The following is a 21,201-nucleotide window of genomic DNA, read 5'->3' on the forward strand; positions in this document are numbered from 1 at the left end:
GCGTCGGCGGCCATCGGCTTATGGGACAGACGAACCGGCAGGGTCCGGAAGGCAACCCCGCCGGACGCCCGGACGCGCGGCGCCCGCTGGAGGGCGCCCGCATCCTCATCACGCGGAGCCCGGACCGCGCGGAAGCCCTCGCAGCGGAACTCCGGCTGGCGGGGGCCGAGCCGCTCGTGCTGCCGCTCACCGACGCCGAACGTGCCCGTGACCAGGGCGCCCTCGACGACGCCTTCGACGCGCTGGGTGCAGGCCATTTCGCGTGGCTCGTGGTCAGCAGCGCCACGACCGTCCTGGCCCTGACAGAGAAAGCAGCGGAGCGGTCGGTGGCCCTGAGCGAGTGGATTCCGCTGTCAACCCGCGTGGCTGCAGTGGGACCGGCGACCCGGAGCGCCCTGCAGTCCGCCGGCGTCACGGTGCATTTTGTGCCGGAGCAGGAGCATTCGGCCGCCGGGCTGACGGCCGAGTGGCCCGGGGGGCCGGGCGAAGTGCTGCTGCCGCAGGCTGACATCGCAGCGCCTGCCCTGGCACATGGGCTCGAAGCGAAGGGCGCCCGGGTCCGGACGGTGGTCGCCTACCACACGGTGGATTATCCGGCCGCGCCGGACCGCCGCCTCGCCCCGGCCATCAACGCCTCGGCCATTTACGCCGGTGTCGGCTCCGCGAACGGCGTCCTGCCGGTGCTCACGCCGGACGCCGCCAGAGGCGCGGTATCGTCCGGCGAGCTGGCCGCCGTCGTCGCCGCTTCACCGAGCGCTGCGCGCCGTATTTCCGCCGAGCTCGCACCGCTCGGAGCCTGCCGGGTCGTGGCCATCGGCAAGGCAACCGCCGCCGAAGCAGAGGCCCGGGGCCTGACCGTTGCGGCCACGGCGCGGGAATCCACCCCGGAGGGCCTCGTGGCGGCCATCATCCGTGCACTGCACCCCCAGGCCGGCGACGCCCCGGCCGGCAGCCGAATTCCGGACATCCATTCATCAGCACCCGGCACCCAGTGAAGGACAGGACATGAGTTTTCCGCAGCACCGCCCACGGCGGCTCCGCACCACCCCCGCCATGCGCAGGCTCACGGCCGAGAACAGGCTCGCGCCCGCAGAGTTGATCCTGCCCGCGTTCATCCGGGAAGGCCTGACGGAACCGAACCCGATCGCATCCATGCCAGGCGTGGTGCAGCACACCACGGATACCCTCAAGCGCGCCGCCGCGGAAGCCGTGGAGCTCGGCGTCGGCGGCATCATGCTGTTCGGCATTCCTGCCGCCAGGGACGCCGAGGGAACGGCGTCCCTGGACCCGGACGGCGTGCTCAACAAGGCCATCCGTGACGTCCGGGCCGAGGTCGGCGACGACCTCGTGGTGATGAGCGACGTCTGCCTGGACGAGTTCACCGACCACGGCCACTGCGGCGTCCTGGACGCCAACGGCTACGTGGACAACGACGCCACCCTGGACATCTACGCCAGGATGGCGGTGGCACAGGCCGACGCCGGTGCGCACGTGCTGGGTCCGTCCGGAATGATGGACGGCCAGATCGGCGTCATCCGAGACGCACTCGAGGACGCCGGCCACGTGAACACCGCCGTCATCGCCTACGCCGCCAAATACGCCTCCGCGTTCTACGGCCCGTTCCGGGAGGCCGTCGATTCGCAGCTGAAGGGGGACCGCCGGACCTACCAGATGGATGCCGCCAACCGGCGCGAAGCCATCCAGGAGGTGGAGCTGGACCTCGCCGAAGGGGCCGACATGGTGATGGTCAAGCCGGCCATGAGCTACCTCGACATCCTGGCCGACGTCGCCGACATGAGCCCCGTGCCGGTGGCCGCCTACCAGATCTCCGGTGAGTACGCCATGATCGAGGCGGCGGCGGCCAACGGCTGGATCGACCGCCGCGCAGCCGTCACCGAATCGGTCCTTGGCATCCGCCGCGCCGGAGCAAACATGGTCCTGACGTACTGGGCGAGCGAACTCGCCGGCTGGCTCAAGGAGTCCTGATGCCGGAGTCCGCCGCGTCTCCCACCGCCCCGGTGGGGTCCGACGAGATTCTCCTGGGCCTGAACACGTTTGGTGACGTCGGCCTCGACAGCGACGGTGAGCCGAAGCCGCATGCCCGGGTGCTGCGTGAGGTGCTGAACCAGGCCATGTTGGCGGACGCCGTCGGGCTCCATGCCTTCGGCGTGGGGGAGCACCACCGCCGCGATTTCGCCGTGTCCGCTCCCGAGGTGTTCCTCGCCGGCGCCGCAACGCGGACCTCCCGGATCAGGCTGGGTTCCGCGGTCACCGTGCTGAGCTCGGACGACCCGGTCCGGGTCTTCCAGCGGTTCGCCACCCTGGATGCGCTCTCCGGCGGACGGGCGGAAGTCATGCTGGGCCGCGGTTCGTTCATCGAATCGTTTCCGCTGTTCGGACTGGACCTGGCCGATTACGACGTCCTGTTCGAGGAAAAGCTCGAGCTCTTCGACAAGGTGCGGGACCAGAAGCCCGTTCACTGGGAGGGGCGCACCCGGCCGCCCTTGAGCGGGCTGAGCGTATTCCCTCCCCTGGAGCGGCACCTGCTGCCGGCCTGGATCGGCGTGGGCGGCACGCCGGAGTCCGTGCTTCGCTGCGCGGAGTATGGCTACCCGATCATCTTTGCCATCATCGGCGGCCAGCCCCGCGCCTTTGCCCCGCTGGTCAACCTGTACCGCGAGGCGATGGCCAAGTACGGCCACCCCATGCAGCAGATCGCCACCCATTCACCGGGGTACATCGCCGACACTGACGAGGCGGCGCGCGAAGAGCTCTTCCCGCACTGGCTCGCGCAGCGGAACCGGATCGGAGCCGAGCGCGGCTGGGGTCCCGGCAACCGGGGGGAATTCGACGCCATGTGCGGTCCGGAGGGTGCCCTGTACGTGGGCTCACCTGAGACGGTGGCCCAGAAGATCGCACTGCTCAAACGGAACCTCGGCGTTGACCGCTTCGACCTCAAATACAGCAACGGGACCCTTCCCCACAGCTCCATGATGCGCTGCATCGAACTGTTCGGCACCGTGGTGGCGCCCCGGGTGGCCGAGCTGCTGTCCGGGCCGCGGCCCGCAGACTGAAAGAATAGGAACCATGACCTCCAGCACGCCTCGCAACGAGGAACTCTTTGACCGCGCCCGCCAGCTCATGCCAGGCGGCGTCAATTCCCCGGTCCGCGCCTTCGGATCGGTGGGCGGCACCCCCCGGTTCATGGTCTCGGCCAAGGGCCCGTACCTGACCGACGCCGACGGCAAGGAATACGTGGACCTCGTCTGCTCCTGGGGCCCGGCACTGCTCGGCCACGCCCACCCTGCCGTCCTCGAAGCCGTGCACGCGGCCGTTGACCGCGGCCTGTCCTTCGGCGCCTCGACACCCGACGAAGCGAACCTGGCTGCCATCGTCATGGAACGGGTGTCTGCCGTCGAGCGGCTGCGGATGGTGTCCACCGGCACGGAGGCGACCATGACGGCGATCCGGCTGGCCAGGGGCTTCACCGGCCGCAACCTGGTGATCAAGTTCGCGGGCTGCTACCACGGCCACCTCGACGGGCTGCTCGCGTCGGCCGGCTCCGGCGTGGCCACCCTCGCCCTGCCCGGTTCGGCCGGGGTCACGGCCGCCACCGCCGCCGAAACGCTCGTGCTGCCCTACAACGACCTCGGCGCCGTCGAGGCAGCCTTCGCCGAGCACGGACCCAACATCGCTGCCGTGATCACCGAGGCGGCACCGGCCAACATGGGCGTTGTCACCCCCGGCGAAGGATTCAACGCCGGGCTGTCCCGGATCACGGCCGCCCACGGCGCGCTGCTGATCGTCGATGAGGTCCTCACGGGGTTCCGCACCGGCTACTCCGGCTACTGGGGGCTCACGGGCGGGGCGGCGGATGCGGCCGAGAAGTGGACCCCGGACCTGCTCACGTTCGGCAAGGTGATCGGCGGGGGCATGCCGACGGCGGCCCTCGGCGGCCGTGCCGACGTCATGGACTACCTGGCGCCGATCGGACCCGTCTACCAGGCCGGCACACTGTCCGGGAACCCGGTGGCCATGGCCGCCGGCGTGGCCACCCTGACGCACGCCACGCGGGACGTCTACTCGTTCGTGGACGCGCGTTCACTCGAGCTGTCATCCGCCCTTTCCGCAGCCCTGGATGCGGCCGGCGTCGACCACTCGATCCAGCGCGCCGGAAACCTGTTCTCCGTGGCGTTTGGCACCTCGGAGCGGGGCGTCCACAACTACAGCGACGCGCAGAAGCAGGACGTTTTCCGCTACGCGCCGTTCTTCCACTCCATGCTGGACTCCGGCGTGTACCTCCCGCCGTCCGTCTTCGAGGCCTGGTTCCTGTCCGCGGCGCACGACGACGCCGCCATGAACCGGATCTTCGACGCACTGCCCGCCGCGGCGGAGGCAGCCGCCGCCACTAAGGCCTGACCCGCCGTCGTCCTTAAGTCCTGCATCGCAGGGGCGGAACGACCCGCATTAAATAACTCTGGCACCCGCCGCGGCGGGTGCCAGAGTTATTTAATGCGGGAGTTGCGCTGCCCGGCCTAGAAGGCGGGCGTCACGTCGCCGTTGGGCCATTCCTTCTCGATGAAGGCCTTGACCTCGGGGGAGTGGAGGAGTTCGTCAAGCTTCTTGATGCGGGGGTCGTCCTTGGACTCCGTGCGCCATGCCAGGAAGTTGGCGTACGGGTTGTTGTCCGTGGACTCCACTGCCAGTGCATTGTCGGTGCTGAGGCCGGCCTTGAGGATGAAGTTTCCGTTGATCAGGGCCAGGTCCACGGAGGGATCCTTCAGGTCGTTGATCAGCAGCTCAGGCTGGTTTTCCGAGAACTTGAGCTTCTTGGGGTTCTGCGCGTCGGTCAGTGCGATCACGGAGCTGTCGTCCTTGATGTCCTTGACCAGACCCGCCTTTTCCAGGACCTTGAGCGCGCGGACCTGGTTGGAGGGGTCGTTGGTGATGGCAACCTTGGCGCCGTCCTTGATCTCGCTGATGTCCTTGACCTTCTCCGAGAAGGCCGCGTACGGCTCGATGTGGACGCCGGCGCCGTGGCCGAAGTCGTAGCCCTTGGTCTTGACCTGATCATCGAACCACGGCTGGTGCTGGTAGTAGTTGGTGTCCAGCGAGCCGTCGCTCAGGGCGGTGTTGGGCGTCTGGTAGTCCTCGATCTCCTTGATGTCCAGCTTGAGGCCGGCCTTCGGAGCGAGGTCCTGGTTGATGAATTCGAGGATCTTGGCCTGCGGGACCGGGCTGGCGCCGACGCTGAGGGTTGCGGGCTTGGCCGGATCCAGGGTCTGGGTCTCGGAACTGGGCGCGGACGAACCGCCGCACGCGGTCAGTGCCAGGGCGGTGACAATGCCGGTGGCGAGGAGGGTGAGTGATTTACGCATCGGATGCGTTCCTTTCGAAATAGCCTGGATCCCGACGGCGTGGCCGGGGAGATCCGGTTCAGATGCAGTGAGCGGCTACTCGCTGCGTGAAGACTTGGCGGTGGTCCGTCTGGCGGTGGACCGTCGCTTAGCTGTGGTCCTCGCTTAGCGGTGGTCGAGGCTCCGGGAGATCCACTCACCCGTGAGCTGGATGACCTGGACCAGGACGATGATCAGCACGATCGTGACGATCATGACGGTGACGTCGAAGCGCTGGAAGCCATAGTTGTAGGCAAGTTTTCCCAGCCCGCCGCCGCCGACGAGGCCGGCCATGGCGCTGTAGCCCACGAGGGTCACCACGGTGGTGGTTGCGGCAGCCACGAGTGCGGGCAGCGATTCAGGCAGCATGACCTTGTTGATGACCTGCATCCTCGTGGAGCCCATGACCTGTGCGGCGTCGATCTTGCCGTGGTGGACATCGCGGAGACAGGCCTCAACGAGGCGGGCAAAAAACGGAATGGTTCCGATCGAGAGCGAGACCGAGGCTGCCACCGGGCCGAGGCTCGTGCCCACCAGGAGCCGGGCAAGGGGGATCAGGGCCACCATCAGGATCGCGAAGGGGATGGACCGCGTGATGTTGACCACGATGTCGCTGACAATCCTGTTGACCACGGGCATGGGACGGAGTCCGCCCGGGGCAGTGGCGTGCAGGAAGACGCCCAGCGGCAGTCCGACCAGGACGGTGAAGAACGCTGAGATCCCCACCATCTGCAGGGTTTCGACGATCGCCTCAGGGAGGGCCTTGGCGAGGACAGGGTTGCTGAAGATTTCGTTCACTTGAGGTCTCCCGTCTCGGCGGCGAAGCCAGGCGTTTCGGGTGCGAAATCCGCCGGGTCGGACGGAACGACGGCGGTGTCCACCACTTTCGCGCTGATCCCGCGGTCGCGGAGGTACCCCACGACGGAGTCATAATCGACGTTTTCGGCCAGCTGGACACGCAGGTGTCCGAACTGCTGCCCGGCCAGCGTTTCCACGCTTCCCGCGAGGACATTCAGATCGATGTCAAAGTGCCGCGCGACGCTGGTGAGAACAGGTTCTTTGGCGCTTTCGCCGGAGAACAGGATCTCGAGCACGGGGCCGGCCTGGAGGGCACCCTTGATCGGTTCAGAAGCCGGCAGCGGAAGGAGCGCCCGGGCCAGCTTGCTGTCCAGTTCGGCCGCCACATCCGCCAGCTCGCCGGCTTCGACGACCCGGCCCCTGGCCAGGAGCGACACCGAGCCGCAGACGCGCTTAACTACGTGCATCTCGTGCGTGATGATAAGCACGGTGAGCTGAAGGCGCCGGGTCAGGTCCTGGATCAGGTCCAGGATTTCATCGGTGGTGGCCGGGTCCAGGGCGGACGTCGGCTCGTCGCACAGCAGCACGTCGGGATCAGACGCCAGGGCACGGGCGATGCCCACTCGTTGGCGCTGGCCTCCTGAGAGCTGTGACGGGTAGGCGTTCTCGAAGCCCTCGAGCCCCACGAGCTTGAGCAGCTCGGCTACCTTTGCGCGGGTCTTGTCCTTGGGGGTCTTCACCAGCTCCAGCGGATGGGCCACATTGCCTGCCGCGGTGCGGGAATCCATCAGGTTCGCGTGCTGGAAGACCATGCCGATCCGGCGTCGCGCCGCACGGATTTCTGAGTCTCGCACCGAGCTGAGTTCGGTGCCGTCGATGTTGACCGAACCGGACGTGGGGCGGTCCAGCAGAGTCAGGCACCGTACCAGCGTGGACTTCCCTGCTCCCGAATGGCCGATGATGCCGTGGATGGAGCCTTTGGGGACCGAAAGGGTTACCCCGTCAAGGGCCACCACTTCCTTTTTCCCCTGACGGTAGACCTTGCGCAGGTCGGTAACTGTGATCATTTATCCTCAGGCGGTAGGACTTGGGCAGGGCATAGCACAAGCGCGCTTCTGAACTAAATTATGTCAGCGCCGGGAATCAGCCTCCACTTCCGAAGATTGTTCGGCACTGGACTCCTTGCGCCGCACCATCAACGGAGCGGCCGGTACTGCGGCGCGGTGATGGGCGGCCTGCGGCCCGCTTCCTGAATTGCTGCCGGGCCGTGAGACTCCTGGGGCTTGGACCGGAGGTTGTGATCTTTGTCCCACGGCGGGCGTGCCAAAGGCCTCGTTGCGCCCGCCTACCGATTCCTGCCCCGCTAAAACCGGCCCTAGAAATCGCCCCTGCTGGCGTCCTCCGGCGGCAGCACGGGCCAGTCACCCTCGATGACGGCGGCGGGTTTGGTCTTGCGGAGGTACTGCTGGAAGTCGGCCGCCTGGCTGACGGCCCAGTCCACCTGGAGCTGGTGCAGTTGGCTGGCCGGCAGCCTGAGTTTGGGGAACTTGCCCGCCATGGCATCGAGCATGCGCAGGGTGGCCAGGGCGTCGGCGGCCGAGGTGTGGGCGTTCTCGAGGTCCACGCCGTACTCTTCGCAGAGCGCCGTCAGGGTCCGCTTTCCCTTGCGGTAGCGGTCCACCTGCTTGTTCATGATGTAGGGATCCAGCACCGGAAACCGGCTCAGCTGCGGTACCCCGTAGCGGGCGGACTCGGCGGCCAGCACGGTGAAGTCGTAGCTGGCGTTGAACGCGATGACCGGGACGCCGTCGTCGAAAAGCTCCTGCAGCACGGCCGCGAGTTCCCTGGTGACCTCCGCCGCCGGCCTGCCGTGGCTTCGCGCATGCTCCGTGGTGACCCCGTGGACGTCGCTGGCCTCCGCCGGAATCTCAATGCCCGGGTCTGCCAGCCACTCGTGCTCCCGGATGACGTTTCCTGAGGCGTCCACCAGGGTCACTGATGCCGTGACGATCCTCGCGGCGCGGGAGTTGCGTCCGGTGGTTTCGAGGTCGAAGGCGGCGCGGGGGAGGGTGTTCCAAGTGCTCATGCTTCAACGCTACCCGGTGGCACCGACAGTTTTGGCGCACGTCCCGGGCCTGTCGGCAAGTCCGCTGTGCAGGGTCCGGAGTGCGGTCTGCCAGCCGATAGTCTGGGACCATGCGGACGGAGTATGTGGAGGCGGTGCTGGCTGTCGTTGAGCTCATCCCCCCAGGTTCGGCGGTGGCTTACGGGGATGTCGCCGAACTGCTCGGATCCGGCGGTCCGCGCCAGGTGGGCTCCGTCATGAGCCACTACGGCAGCGCGGTCCCGTGGTGGCGGGTGCTCAGGGCCAGCGGGCTGGCGCCGGAGGGACTGAAAGCGGAGGCCCTGCAGTTCTACCTGCGGGAGGGAACGCCGCTGCGCGGCGATTTCCTCAGGTTCGCACGGACGGGCGACGGCCGCTGGCGGGTTGACCTGGCGGCGGCGCGATGGGCGCCCTCCGACGCGGACTTCGCAGCCCTGGACGCCATTGCTGAGCGGCTGGAAGCGTCGCTGCGTAAATTGTCTGTGCCGGATGATGGAATGTCTGAGTGACCGCAACAATCACCCAGTCCGAAACCTTCTCCGAAGCGACGGGGCGCCGGGATCAGTCCGCCGGTGTCCCTGTGTCACCCGGGTCTGGTCTTCGGCTTCTGCCGCCGCGCCAGGTTCACAATGCCGTGCCGGTACTGTCCGCGGACCAGCTCGCCGCCGTCGAGGTTCCGCGGGGGGCAGGTCCTGTGCTCGTGCCCGGCGCGCCGGGCACCGGCAAGTCGACCGTCCTCATAGAGGCGGCCGTCCGCAGGGTCGAAGCGCACTCGGTTGATCCCGAACGGATCCTCATTCTCGCGCCCGGCAGGCTGGCCGCGGACACCCTGCGCGACCGGTTCACGGCACGGCTAAACCGGAGCCTGAGCACCACGCCGGCCCGTACCTGGGCGTCCTATGCCTTCGACCTGATCAGGCGCGCCAAGGCGGAAGGAATCCTGCCGTTGCCGCGGGCGCCCCGCCTCCTCTCCGGTCCCGAACAGGACCTCATCATCAAGGAGCTGTTGGACGGTCACACCCTGCCAGGCTTGGGGCTGCCGTGGCCGGCCGATCTCGACGCCGCGTTGCCCACCCGCGGCTTCCGGCAGGAGGTCCGGCAGCTTTTTGACCGGATCATCGAATCCGGCCGGACCGCCGCGGACCTTGCAGACCTCGGGCACGAGTGCGGCCGCCCCGACTGGATCGCCGCGGCCGCCCTGTACGCCGAATACCGCGACGTCCTCGATCTGCGCATGCCCGAGGCTTTCGATCCCGCCGGGATCATCACCGCTGCGCGGCAGCTTTTCCAGGATTCGCCGGACTTCCTGGCCGCGGAACGCGACCGCCTCCAGCTGATCCTTGTTGATGACATCCACGAGGCCAACCCTGCGGTCTTTGAGCTGCTGGCCGATGTCGCCGCAGGCAAGGACGTCTTCGTGGCCTCTTCCCCGGACACGGTGGTCCAGGGCTTCAGGGGCGCCCGCCCGGACCTCGTCGCCGAGCTTCCCCGGCTGCTGGGAGGGGACGGCCAGGACGTTCTTGAGAGGCCGCTGCGGCATGCCCACAGGCATCGGCCTGCCGTCGCACAGGCCTGGCGTGGCGTTGCGGACCGGATCTCCCTGCGAGCCGGCGGGAAACTCGCCCGCCGGCTCGAGCAGTATCCCGCTGAACACGCTCCCGACGAACATGCTCACCGCCCGTCCTCCACCGGGGACACAGGCGCCCGTCCCGCAGGTAACCCCGGCGGAACCGTCGAGGCACACCTGCTGCCGTCGGCTGTCCATGAGTTGCGGTACGTCGCCCAGCGGATCCTTGAAGCCCAGGTAAATGACGGCCGCGAACTGGCGGACATGGCGGTGATCGTCCGGAACGGCGGCCAGCTGAGCCAGCTGCAACGCTACCTGTCGGGCCAGGGAATTCCTGTGCGTATTCCCGTGGCAGAGTCCGCTGTCCGCGACGAGGTAGCCGTCCGTCCGTTGCTTGACGCGTATGCCGTGGTCCTCGATCCGGACGTCCTCACCCCCGAATCCGCCGTGTCGCTGCTGACGTCCCGGATTGGCGGAGCCACATCCCTTGAACTGCGCAGGTTGCGCCAGTCCCTGCGCCGCGAAGAGATCCTGGGCGGAGGCGGACGCTCCAGCGATGCACTGCTCGTGGAAGCACTTCTCGAGCCCGGCGCCCTTGGTTCCCTGGGGATCGAAGGCCGGTCAGCGCGCCGCGTCGCCCGGATGATCCAGGCCGGCCGGAAAGCCACCACCGAGGCCGGCGCCAACGCCGAGACCGTACTCTGGGCCCTGTGGAACTCGACCGGCCTTGCCGGAAGCTGGACGGCCGCCGCACTGTCGGGAGGGCTGGTGGGGGCCAGGGCGGACCGTGACCTCGACGCCATGATGGCCCTGTTCCATACCGCCGAGCGCTATGTTGACCAGATGCCGGGGTCCGGGCCGGATCAGTTCCTCGAGTACCTGCTCAACCAGGAGCTTCCCATGGACACGCTCGCCGCACGTGCCCAGGTCGACGACGCCGTCGAACTCATGACCCCTGCCAGTGCCGCCGGACGGGAGTGGCCCTTCGTCATTGTTGCCGGACTCCAGGAGGGCGTCTGGCCCAACACGCGGCTCCGTGGGGAACTGCTGGGGAGCACGCTCTTCGCCGATGCCGTTGAACACGGCGTGGATTACGCACTCCAGCGGGGCCCGCTGAGCCGGCTCAGGGAGATCCGGTATGACGAACTCCGGAGCTTCTCGACCGCGGTGTCCCGGGCGAAGGAAGTGTTGATTTGCACCGCAGTGGCTTCGGAAGACGAACAGCCGTCCTCATTCCTGGACTACGTGGCCCCGCTGATGCCGGACCAGGACGCGAGGGGGTTCACGCCGGTGGAGAGGCCGTTGACACTCAGGGCACTTGTGGCCGAACTGCGCCAGCACGCGCAACTTGCTGACCGGTCCGCTGCTGAAGCGGACGAGGCTGTCCGTGTCCTGGCCCGCCTGGCAACGGTGGATCCGCCCGTTCCCGGAGCGCACCCGGACACCTGGTGGGGGCTGGCCCCGCTGTCCTCCGAAGAACGCGTGGTGCCACCCGGGGGCACTGTCTACGTCTCGCCCTCCAAGGTGGAGTCCGTCCAGAAGTCGCCCCTGGACTGGTTCATCCAGGCCGCGGGCGGTGAGGCGGCCACCGATTTCGCGAGAAGCCTGGGCACTCTGGTTCACGCGATCGCCCAGGATCTCCCTGACGCCTCCGGGGCCGAGTACCTCGCCGAACTCGTCAAGCGTTGGCCGTCCCTCGGAATGAAAGACAACTGGGAGGGAAAGTTGGATTTCCGGCGGGCCGAAACCATGGTGCGCAAACTGGCGCAGTACATCCTTGTCATGCGCAGCGAGGGCAGGCGCCTTATCGGCGTGGAGCAGGACTTCGAAGTGCAGCTGTCCGAATCCGCCGCCGATCCGCTGCCGGAGGGCGCCACGGATGACGCACCCCGTTCCGCCGTTCTGCGGGGCCAGGTGGACCGGCTGGAGATCGACTCCGCCGGACGGCTGGTCATCGTCGACCTCAAAACAGGAAAGAGGCAACCGGGCAAGGCTGAGCTGGGCCGGCATCCGCAGCTGGGCGCTTATCAGGCTGCGGTCCTCGCCGGAGGCTTCAGCGGTTCCCTGGACGTTTCCGGGGACGCACAGCCGGGCGGTGCCGTGCTCGCCCAGCTGGGAACCAGCGCCAAGAGTCCGGGCGTCCAGCACCAGGATCCCCTTGATCCGGGGGAGAACTGGGCATTGGACATGGTCAAGGAGGCGGCCGACGTGATGTCAGGCCATGAGTTCGAAGCCAGGCACGATCCCTCCAAGAGCGGCTTCGGCGGTCACGGCTGCCGTCTGCCGGAGGTATGCCCCCTGTGCGCACGCGGAAAGCAGGTCACCGAATGAGCCGCCCCGCGGACCTCCCTGCACCAAGGTTCAGTCCCGAAGATCTGTCCGTCCTGCTCGGCGAGAAGAACGTGCCCACCGCAGAACAGTCAGCCATCATCTCCTCGCCGCTGACCCCCCGGCTTGTTATTGCCGGTGCGGGTTCGGGCAAGACCGCCACCATGGCCGACCGGGTCGTGTGGCTGGTCGCCAACGGCTGGGTGAAGCCGGAGGAAGTCCTTGGAGTCACCTTCACGCGGAAAGCCGCCGGCGAGCTGGCAAGCCGCATCCGGGCCAAGCTGGCCGCACTGCAGCGGATCGCGGAAGCCGATGCCGGCAACGCGGTGTTTCCGGCCGGCCTGCTCAGCGCCGACGCGCTGGAACCTAAGGTCTCCACGTACCACTCCTTTGCCAGCGGCATCGTGTCCGACTACGGGCTCCGGCTTGGCATCGAACGTGACGTTGTCCTGCTGGGCGGGGCACAGGCCTGGCAACTTGCAAGCGAGGTCGTCGAGGCGTTCGACGGCGACTACTCCCATTTCCGGGTAGCCAAGTCAACACTCGTCAAGGCCGTCATGCAGCTCGCCGGCGAGTGCGCAGAGCATCTCCAGGACCCCGCCGGGGTTCACGACTGGCTCATGCAGCGGCTGGCAGAATTCGATGCCCTGCCGTACGTGGCGGAGGCGAAGAAGAATCCCAGCCAGGCCGCCGGGGAGCTGGGCGCCATGCTTCGAACGCGGGCGAGCGTTGCGGAGCTCGTGGGCCGGTACTCCGAGGCCAAAAGGGCCCGGGGTGCCCTCGACTTCGGCGACCTCGTGGCGCTCGCCGCCAGGGTGGCCCGCGAGATTCCTCTCGCCGCGGAGATGGAGCGTCAACGCTACAAGGTGGTGCTCCTGGACGAATTCCAGGACACCTCGCATGCGCAGTTGGTCCTCTTCTCCAGGCTGTTCGGAGACGGTCACGCCGTCACGGCTGTGGGCGACCCCAACCAGTCGATCTATGGCTTCCGCGGCGCGTCCGCCGGTCAGCTGTTCCACTTTGTCAGCGAATTCCCCGTCCGGCTGGATGACGGGGAGGAAGGGCCGGCCCGGTTTAGCCCGGCCCCGACCTCCTACCTGACCACCGCCTGGCGGAACGGGCGGAACATCCTGGCGGCGGCCAATGTCATTTCGGCACCGCTGAGCGCCGCTGCCGCTCAGGCCGGTCCGGCCGGAGAACGGACGTCAGCCGCGTCCGTCGAGGTGCCGCCCCTGCAGCCCAGTCCGGCCGCCGTTCAGGGCCGGGTGATCCTTGGACGCTTCGCCACGGATGAGGATGAGGCCGCCGCCATCGCACGGGACCTGCTGAAATACCGGGTCACCGACTTCGATCAGTCATCAACTGCATCACCTGTGCCGCCGGCCATGGCCGTGCTGTGCCGCCGGCGGGCCCAGATGGAGTGCATCAGGCGCGAGTTTGAGGCGCAGGGGATTCCCTACGAAATCGTGGGTCTCGGCGGCCTGCTGGACACGCCTGAAATCGTCGACCTGGTGTCGACGCTTCGGGTCCTTGCTGACCCAGGCCGGTCGGATTCCCTGATGCGGCTGCTCGCCGGTGCACGGTGGCGGATCGGCACTGCTGACCTCATGGCGTTTCGAGACTGGTCCGCATTTCTGGCGCGGCGCCGCGGACAGAGCGCGGCCGACGATGCGGCGGCAGCGGGCGGGAGCGACGAGCCGCCGGCCGACGTCGTCATCGAGGGTGACCTTACCGACGCTTCCAGCCTGGTTGAAGCCCTGGACTGGCTGCCCAAGGAGGGCTGGACCTCGGCACATGGCCGCACGCTGACAGCCCCGGCGCGGGACCGGCTGCAGAGGCTGGGCACGGAACTCAGGCAGCTGCGCGGACTATTGGGGGAGGACCTGACCACGCTCCTGGGTGAGGTGGAGCGGGCCATGCTGCTAGACATCGAGGTTGCCGCGCGCCCCGGGTTCAGCATTCACCAGGCGCGAAGGAACCTGGATGCGTTCCAGGATGCGGCTGCCGGATTCCTGCAGACGTCCCACCGCGTGGACGTCCTCGCGTTCCTCGCATGGCTGGAAGCCGCAGCCGCCGAGGAAGGGGGCCTCGACGTTCCGCCGGCAGACGTTAACCATGAAGCTGTCCAGCTGTTGACCGTGCACGCTTCCAAAGGGCTCGAATGGGATGTCGTCTTTGTTCCGGGCCTCAACAGCGGGGCCTTCCCCAGCAGCCGTGATTCGCGGTGGAGCAGCGGTTCCGCCGCATTGCCCTGGCCCCTCCGCGGCGACAGGGCAGACCTTCCGCAATGGGATCTCGACCAGCCCGACCAGAAGGGGTGGCTGGACGCTGAGAAGGACTTTAAAGGCGCCGTCCAGGCCCACGGCGAAGCCGAGGAACGGCGGCTGGCCTACGTTGCGTACACAAGGGCCAAACACGTGCTGTGGGTTTCCAGCGGTGCGTGGGTCGGCGGCCGCGGCGGAATGGCCGAGATGTCGCCGTTCCTCGCCGAGCTGGGACCGCTCGCCGGGATCGGAACAGCCGCGGGCACGCTACCGGGCCCTGCCGCCACAGCAGGGATCCACCCCGACTCCGTGGACGAGGAGTCCCTTCCGGACGAGAGCCCCCTGACGCGGGACCTTGAAGTCGCCATCTGGCCGTACGACCCCCTCGAAGGCCCTGTTGATCCGCGCACCGGCAAAAGGCTTCGGCTCGTTCCCGGGCGGCGGGCGGCCATGGACTCCGCTGCGAGCCGGCTGCGGACCGAAATAGGGGCCATCCAAGAGTTGGCCTTTGACGGTCAGCCGGAGCTTGACGCTCAGCCGGAGCGGCCGGAGCTTATCGGCCGGCCGCGAACGCCGCTCCGACCCCATGCTGCTGGTTGGGCACGGGAGGCTGCGCTGCTCCTGGAGCGCCGCGCCCGCCGTGCGCAAAGCCGGGACGTCCACTTGCCCGGGCACATTTCCGCATCCACCCTCGTTGACCTCGGGGAGGATCCCGGGGCTGTCCTGCAGCGGCTGAGGAGACCCGTGCCGCGCGAGCCGGGGATGTCCGCCCGCAAGGGCACGGCGTTCCACGCCTGGGTCGAGGAGTACTTCGGAACAGCAGGCATGCTGGACCTCGATGAAGCGCCCGGATCTGACAACCACATAGACGAGGCGTACGGCCTTGAGGACATGGTCGCCACGTTCAGGGATTCCCCTTGGGCACACAGGTCTCCGGCCCACGTCGAGGTGCCGGTCGAAACCCGGGTCGGCGAAGTCGTGGTCCGCGGGCGGATCGACGCCGTGTTCCGCGATGCCGACGGCTGCTGGGACCTCGTGGACTGGAAGACCGGCAGGCGGCCGTCCGCCGGGCAGCTGAAAACGAAGAGCGTGCAGCTCGCTGTCTATCGGTTGGCTTGGGCGCGGCTCAAAGACGTGCCGCTGGATGAGGTGCGGGCTGCCTTCTACTACGTAGCGGACAACCACGTGGTTCGCCCCCATGACCTGGCGTCGGGGGCCGAGCTGGAGGGAATTGTCGCGTCGGCCTTTGCAGCCCCGGGTTAAGGCGCCTTGGGTTAAGGCGCCTTAGCGTCCACGATGGTGATGGCTGTCGTGGAGGTGTCGTCGGCGGAGAGCGGCTTGGGCTGCGTCGGCGCTTTGCTGTCGCGCGGGTGGTCTTCTGAGTCCGGGCCGGCAGCCGCGTCCACGCTGCCGCCTGCATCCACCGCGCCGGCCGCGGCCACGGTGTCAGGAGCGTCCACAGCGGCGGGAGCATCCGGCGCATTGGCCGTGTCCTCGTCGGCCGGGATGGGCATGACGTGAACGGCCGGCATCGGTTCGGAGACGTCGGTGGCTGCCGGCGCCGCAATCAGCTCGGCCGGAACCGGACCGCGTGAAACCGGGGCAGCTGAAACCGGGTCGTCCGCTGCCGATCGGGGCGCACCTGAAACCGGCACACCTGAAACCGGCCCAGCTGAAACCGGTGCAGCAGATCCCGGCGCAGCCGCCGGTGACGGCAGGGGCTCCACACTGATGGGCTGCCCGCCGTGCTCTGCAATGTCGTCCGCCAGCGTGGCCAGCATGCCTTCCGCCTCGGCAATCATCTCGGCATCGGCGGCGGCAATTCCCTTGACCAGATATTGCGCCAGCGCGAACTCCGCGGACAGCGCCGCCCTCCGGAGCAGGTGACTGTCGGGTGCGTCGCGGCGGTGTTCGGTGTAGTGGCGCACCACCGCCTCCACGAAGTCGTGCTCGTTGGATGCCACGAGCCAGGCGAGGTCGTCGGCGGGGTCGCCGATTCGCAGATCGGTCCAGCCGGTGACGGCGGTGACCCGGTCCTCCTCGACGAGCAGGTTGTCCTCGTGGAGGTCGCCGTGGACCACGCACGGATTGAAGCGCCACAAGGACACGTCCTCCATGGCGTGCTCCCAGCGGCGAAGAAGCAGGGGCGGAATCTTGCCCGTGGTCGCGGCCATGTCGAGCTCGTTCAGCCTGCGCTGGCGGAACTCGTTGGGGGTGTAGCTCGGCAGATCGGCGTTGCTTACCAGGGCACGGGGCAGGTCATGGATGGCGGCCAGGGCCGTTCCGATCTCCTTCGCCAGCTCCTGTGACCCCGCTGTCAGCTCCTCAACCGTGCGCGTGGAGCCATTGAGGTGGGAGTACACAAACGTGCTCAGGTTCTGCTGGCGGACGGTCCCGGCCACGGTCGGCATCAGAAAGGGAAGGTCCGCCCGGATGGCCGGGGCGAAGGCCCGCAGCACCAGGAATTCGGTCTCCAGCCGCGTGCTCGCCTCCGCATGGCGGGGCGAGCGGACCCGCCAGCGCTTGCCTTCGGAGTCGAGCAGGAGAGCCGAATCGAAGTCCGCCGGATCATCCGGGGCGGAACTCACTGCAGTCGGGCTCAGTCCGGGGACTGCCGCGGTTGCCACAGCTGCCAGTTCGATCGGTTCTCTTCTCACGCTTCCACGGTAGATTGACTCGCGTTCAAGACAACGATGTGTCGCGGCGAGTCTTGAGATCCAGCCGAAATATGAGCCTTCCGCCGCCTGAAACCGGGCCGCCAGGGGCCTGCGGAAATGTGAATTGTCACCCCGAGTCAGTACGGTGGATACATGAGTCATGCGGAGGCCGCTGCGCCGGTCAGTCAGCAGTTGGGCCGGTCGCCGGAAAATCAGCTGTCCAAGGGTGATTTGCCGGCCAACCACCTCTTCGACACCGTACTGCCGGTGCGCCCGGCCCTGGTGAACCGCGGATCCGTTGAGCGGATGAAGCCGAATCTCGTCGAAGACCTGCTGGCGCGCGGCGGCGCCCAAGCCATGGTCCTCTCCGGCAGGCACGGCCTCATCCACCGTGACGCCCTTGTCCTGACGGACGCCGCCCGGCTGCTGGATCGGCTCCGAAGTGCAGACTCCGGACCCTCGCTCGTCATCTACCTTGGCTCTGCACTGGAGAACTCCGACCTGCCGGCAGGGACGGAGATCCTGCTCTTCATCCTGCCCGCGCCGGTGGATCCGGGCACCGCAGGACTCCCCTCGGGCGCCACCTGGGAGGGATTCCGCGACGTTGCCGCCCGGCTGGATCCGACCAACACGGCCCTTTTCGTAGAAGCCAGCGCCATCGCCAACTGGCATGCCAGCCACACCCATTGCCCCCGGTGCGGCGCCCCGACCACCGTGGAGACCGGGGGATGGGTCCGGCGCTGCCCCGTTGACAACTCCGAACACTATCCCCGGACCGATCCAGCGATCATCGTCACAGTGGTGGGCCCGGACGACCGCCTGCTCCTTGGCGGCGGAGGGCCCCTCGATGCCAAGAACTACTCAACACTTGCCGGTTTCGTGGAGCCGGGGGAGTCGCTCGAGCAGGCAGTGGTCCGCGAAATTCACGAGGAAGTGGGTGTGCGCGTCAGGGCCTGCCAGTACCTCGGATCCCAGGCATGGCCCTTCCCGGCGTCACTCATGCTCGGTTTTACCGCCGTCACGGATGATTCCGAGGCAAAGCCCGACGGCGTGGAGGTCACCCGTGCGCGGTGGTTCAGCCGGGAGGAACTCCAGGAGGCTGTGCTGAGCGGCGAGATTGTCATTTCCACCAGGCTCTCCATCGCACGGTCCCTGATCGAACACTGGTACGGCGGCGTCATCCAGGACCGGCCCGCCGACGAATGACCGGACGGACACACGGCGGATTGCACCGGACCGGCCTCGCCGCCGTGAATCAACCGCCGTGAACCAGCCGCAGTGACATCTGCCGGCGCGAGCACCCTATCCATCCCATCGACTGAGCAGCAGAAGTGACTACAGAAATTCCTGAAGGCAACGACTCCCTGGAGGACCGCATCCTCGGTGGCCTCGACGCCGAGCAGCGGGAGGTGGCCAGCACCCTCACCGGCCCGCTCTGCGTACTCGCGGGGGCCGGAACCGGCAAGACCCGTGCCATCACGCACCGGATCGCGTACGGCGTGCACTCCGGGGTCTACAGCCCGCAGCGGCTGCTGGCCGTGACCTTCACGGCACGTGCTGCCGCTGAAATGCGCAGCAGGCTGCGCGACCTCGGCGTGGGCAATGTCCAGGCCCGGACCTTCCACGCCGCCGCGCTCCGGCAGCTCCAGTTTTTCTGGCCACAGGCGGTCGGGGGGACGCTGCCAAACCTCCTGGACCACAAGGCACAGATGATCGCCGAGGCCGCGCGCCGGCTCCGGCTCAGCACGGACCGGGCCTCCATCAGGGATCTGGCGTCCGAGATCGAGTGGGCCAAGGTGTCCATGCTGACGCCTGCCAACTACCTGGAAAACGCCCAGGACCGCGGCAACCCGGGCGGCTTCGACCTCACAGCCGTGGCCAGGGTCTTCCAGTCCTACGAGGACGTCAAGACCGACCGGAACGTCATCGACTTCGAAGACGTCCTGCTGATTACGGTGGGCATCCTTCAGGAAGACCCGAAGGTCGCCGCCACGGTCCGCGAACAGTATCGGCACTTCGTCGTGGACGAGTACCAGGACGTGTCCCCGCTCCAGCAACGCCTCCTGGAGCTGTGGCTGGGCGGCCGGGATGAACTGTGTGTGGTGGGCGATGCCAGCCAGACCATCTATTCGTTCACCGGCGCGTCTCCCCGCCATCTGCTCGGCTTCAAGGGCCTGTACCCGAATGCCAGCGTGGTCAAGCTGATCCGTGACTACCGTTCAACGCCCCAGGTGGTGAAGCTGGCGAATGACCTGCTGGCGGCCCGCCGCAGCGGAGGCCCGGCGGCGGATGCTGCTTGGGCCGCACCGCTGAAGCTGGTTGCCCAGCGGAACCCCGGTCCGGCGCCGCAGTTCACCGAGTGCTCAGACGACGAAGCAGAGGCGGCTACCGTGGCCGCCAAGATCCGCGGCCTGCTCGACGCCGGCACACCGGCCAGCGAAATTGCCATCCTGTTCCGCACCAACGGCCAGTCCGAAGCGTACGAACAGGCGCTGGCCTCCGCGGGAATCGGCTACCAGCTGCGTGGCGGCGAGCGTTTCTTCGCCCGCAAGGAAGTGCGCGACGCCATCCTCCAGCTGCGCGCGGCCACCCGCGCCGTCGCGGAGTCGGCGCCGCAGCCGCTGGGCCAGCTCGTCCGCGACATCGTTGCATCGCTGGGGTACACGGACTCCGCGCCCCACAGCGGAGGCGCGCTGCGGGAGCGCTGGGAATCCCTTGCAGCCCTGGTGGCACTGGCCGACGAGCTCGTGCTGAGCCGCGGCCCGGAGTTCAGCCTCTCGGACTTCGTCAACGAGCTCCAGGAGCGGTCACTGGCCCAGCACGCGCCCACGGTGCAGGGCGTCACGCTGGCGTCCCTGCACGCCGCGAAAGGCCTGGAGTGGGATGCCGTGTTCCTGGTGGGGCTGAGCGAAGGCCTCATGCCCATTTCGTTCGCCGACACTCCGGAAGCCGTGGACGAGGAACGCCGCCTGCTGTACGTCGGCATAACCCGTGCGCGCGAGCACCTGGCACTGTCCTGGTCCACCGCGCGGACACCGGGCGGCCGCGCCAACCGGAAACCGTCACGCTTCCTGGACGGGCTCCGGCCGGATTCCGTGGCCAGTTCCAGCGTACGCGGCAAGGGTGCCTTGCCCCGGCGGAAGGCAGCCGCGCCAGCGTCCTGCCGGGTCTGCGGCACCATGCTGGCCAGCGGCGCCGAACGGAAGGTGGGCCGCTGCAGCCAGTGCCCGCCGACCTACGAGGAGCAGACCTTCAACGCGCTGCGGGAGTGGCGCAAGGAAGTCGCCCTGTCAGCGGAGGTTCCGGCCTTCGTGGTCTTCACCGATGCAACCCTCACGGCGATTGCCGAGGCCCGGCCGGCGTCGCTGGAGGAACTGGCCCGTCTCGCGGGCGTGGGCCCGTCCAAACTGGAGAAGTACGGCGAAGCCGTCCTCGCGGTCCTGGTGGAAAGCACCACGCTCTGATGCCCGGCACGCCGCAGACCACGCACGACGGCGCCCCCGTTGTGGTGCGCCGGTCGGCCCGCCGGCGCCGCACCGTTGCCGCCTTCTGGGAGAACGGCACGGTGGTTGTGGCGATTCCGGCCCACTTCAGCAGGACTCAGGAAGCCGAATGGGTCCGCCGGATGCTGGAGAAGCTCAGGGCCCAGGGCGACAAGCAGTCCAACGGCAAGGGCCGGCGGCGCCCCTCATCGGATGAGGCCCTGGCCGGCCACGCCGCCCACCTCTCGGCAACGTACCTGGGCGGCAAGGCAAGGCCGACGTCGGTCCGCTGGGTCAGCAACCAGAACTCGCGGTGGGGTTCGGCCACTCCCGCTGACGGCTCCATCCGGCTTTCAGACAAGCTCCGCCCGATGCCGCAGTGGGTCATCGATTACGTGTTGCTCCACGAGTTGGCACATCTGCTGGTGGCCGGGCACAACGCTGCCTTCTGGAAGCTGCTGGAGGCCTATCCCGAGACCGCGCGCGCCAAGGCGTTCCTGGAGGGCGTGGCGTTTGCCACAGCCCGCGGGCTGCCGGACGAAGGCGGCAGCCCGCATGGGCAGGCCGACGACGCCAGGCTGCCCGCCGCCGTCGGCCCTTAACCG

The 21,201-nt window shown here is 68.0% G+C and carries 15 protein-coding genes; 10 read left to right on the plus strand and 5 right to left on the minus strand.

What is annotated here, in order from left to right; genetic code table 11:
• Positions 1-20: 20 nt before the first annotated feature.
• From J7I89_RS15420 to hemL, 4 genes are read left to right on the plus strand one after another with little or no spacing between them, the layout of a single operon-like run.
• Entirely contained in the window at positions 21-995 is a 975-nt protein-coding gene (locus J7I89_RS15420; RefSeq protein ID WP_214972026.1) for a uroporphyrinogen-III synthase, read from the plus strand.
• Positions 996-1,005: 10 nt separating this feature from the next.
• Positions 1,006-1,986, plus strand: coding sequence for a porphobilinogen synthase (gene hemB / locus J7I89_RS15425; RefSeq protein WP_214972027.1), 981 nt, complete (start codon positions 1,006-1,008; stop codon positions 1,984-1,986).
• Positions 1,986-3,074 carry an LLM class flavin-dependent oxidoreductase gene (locus J7I89_RS15430; RefSeq protein ID WP_214972028.1) on the plus strand — a complete coding sequence of 363 codons (1,089 nt, stop codon included), beginning with the start codon at positions 1,986-1,988 and terminating at the stop codon, positions 3,072-3,074. The genes hemB and J7I89_RS15430 overlap by 1 nt, the downstream gene beginning before the upstream one ends.
• Positions 3,075-3,087: 13 nt before the next feature.
• A complete protein-coding gene (gene hemL, locus J7I89_RS15435; RefSeq protein ID WP_214972029.1) occupies positions 3,088-4,419 on the plus strand; it encodes a glutamate-1-semialdehyde 2,1-aminomutase in 1,332 nt (443 codons plus the stop codon).
• Between the two features lie 116 nt (positions 4,420-4,535).
• Here hemL and J7I89_RS15440 read toward each other — a convergent pair whose 3' ends face one another.
• From J7I89_RS15440 to J7I89_RS15455, 4 genes are all read right to left on the minus strand, one after another.
• On the minus strand, positions 4,536-5,378 hold the full coding sequence (locus J7I89_RS15440) for a MetQ/NlpA family ABC transporter substrate-binding protein (RefSeq protein ID WP_214972030.1): 843 nt from the start codon (positions 5,376-5,378) through the stop codon (positions 4,536-4,538).
• 144 nt (positions 5,379-5,522) lie between these two features.
• Positions 5,523-6,194 (minus strand): methionine ABC transporter permease, encoded by a 672-nt coding sequence (locus J7I89_RS15445; RefSeq protein WP_214972031.1) that lies wholly within the window; start codon positions 6,192-6,194, stop codon positions 5,523-5,525.
• A complete protein-coding gene (locus tag J7I89_RS15450; protein ID WP_214972033.1) occupies positions 6,191-7,261 on the minus strand; it encodes a methionine ABC transporter ATP-binding protein in 1,071 nt (356 codons plus the stop codon). The genes J7I89_RS15445 and J7I89_RS15450 overlap by 4 nt, the downstream gene beginning before the upstream one ends.
• Before the next feature lie 308 nt (positions 7,262-7,569).
• Positions 7,570-8,280 carry a 3'-5' exonuclease gene (locus J7I89_RS15455; protein WP_214972034.1) on the minus strand — a complete coding sequence of 237 codons (711 nt, stop codon included), beginning with the start codon at positions 8,278-8,280 and terminating at the stop codon, positions 7,570-7,572.
• Positions 8,281-8,390: 110 nt separating this feature from the next.
• Here J7I89_RS15455 and J7I89_RS15460 point away from each other — a divergent pair, with 110 nt between their 5' ends.
• The 3 genes from J7I89_RS15460 (at position 8,391) to J7I89_RS15470 (ending at position 15,720) form a co-directional block, all read left to right on the plus strand.
• Entirely contained in the window at positions 8,391-8,807 is a 417-nt protein-coding gene (locus tag J7I89_RS15460) for an MGMT family protein (protein ID WP_214972037.1), read from the plus strand.
• A 71-nt stretch (positions 8,808-8,878) separates the two neighbouring features.
• Positions 8,879-12,196 carry an ATP-dependent DNA helicase gene (locus tag J7I89_RS15465; protein WP_308159932.1) on the plus strand — a complete coding sequence of 1,106 codons (3,318 nt, stop codon included), beginning with the start codon at positions 8,879-8,881 and terminating at the stop codon, positions 12,194-12,196.
• A complete protein-coding gene (locus J7I89_RS15470) occupies positions 12,193-15,720 on the plus strand; it encodes an ATP-dependent DNA helicase (protein ID WP_214972040.1) in 3,528 nt (1,175 codons plus the stop codon). The genes J7I89_RS15465 and J7I89_RS15470 overlap by 4 nt, the downstream gene beginning before the upstream one ends.
• 11 nt (positions 15,721-15,731) lie before the next feature.
• On the opposite strand, the gene J7I89_RS15475 is transcribed toward J7I89_RS15470, so the two are convergent.
• Positions 15,732-17,114 (minus strand): macrolide 2'-phosphotransferase, encoded by a 1,383-nt coding sequence (locus tag J7I89_RS15475; RefSeq protein WP_214972047.1) that lies wholly within the window; start codon positions 17,112-17,114, stop codon positions 15,732-15,734.
• A 153-nt stretch (positions 17,115-17,267) separates the two neighbouring features.
• Between J7I89_RS15475 and nudC the strand changes: the two genes are divergently transcribed.
• From nudC to J7I89_RS15490, 3 genes are all read left to right on the plus strand, one after another.
• Positions 17,268-18,320, plus strand: a complete 1,053-nt coding sequence (gene nudC, locus J7I89_RS15480; protein ID WP_214972050.1) for an NAD(+) diphosphatase — start codon at positions 17,268-17,270, stop codon at positions 18,318-18,320.
• A gap of 125 nt (positions 18,321-18,445) precedes the next feature.
• Positions 18,446-20,578 carry an ATP-dependent DNA helicase UvrD2 gene (locus J7I89_RS15485; RefSeq protein WP_214972054.1) on the plus strand — a complete coding sequence of 711 codons (2,133 nt, stop codon included), beginning with the start codon at positions 18,446-18,448 and terminating at the stop codon, positions 20,576-20,578.
• On the plus strand, positions 20,578-21,198 hold the full coding sequence (locus tag J7I89_RS15490) for a M48 family metallopeptidase (protein ID WP_214972057.1): 621 nt from the start codon (positions 20,578-20,580) through the stop codon (positions 21,196-21,198). Before J7I89_RS15485 ends, J7I89_RS15490 begins: the two co-directional genes overlap by 1 nt.
• The last annotated feature ends 3 nt before the right edge of the window (positions 21,199-21,201 follow it).

The sequence above is a fragment of the Arthrobacter sp. ISL-5 genome, from assembly GCF_018613835.1.
Taxonomy (GTDB): domain Bacteria; phylum Actinomycetota; class Actinomycetes; order Actinomycetales; family Micrococcaceae; genus Arthrobacter.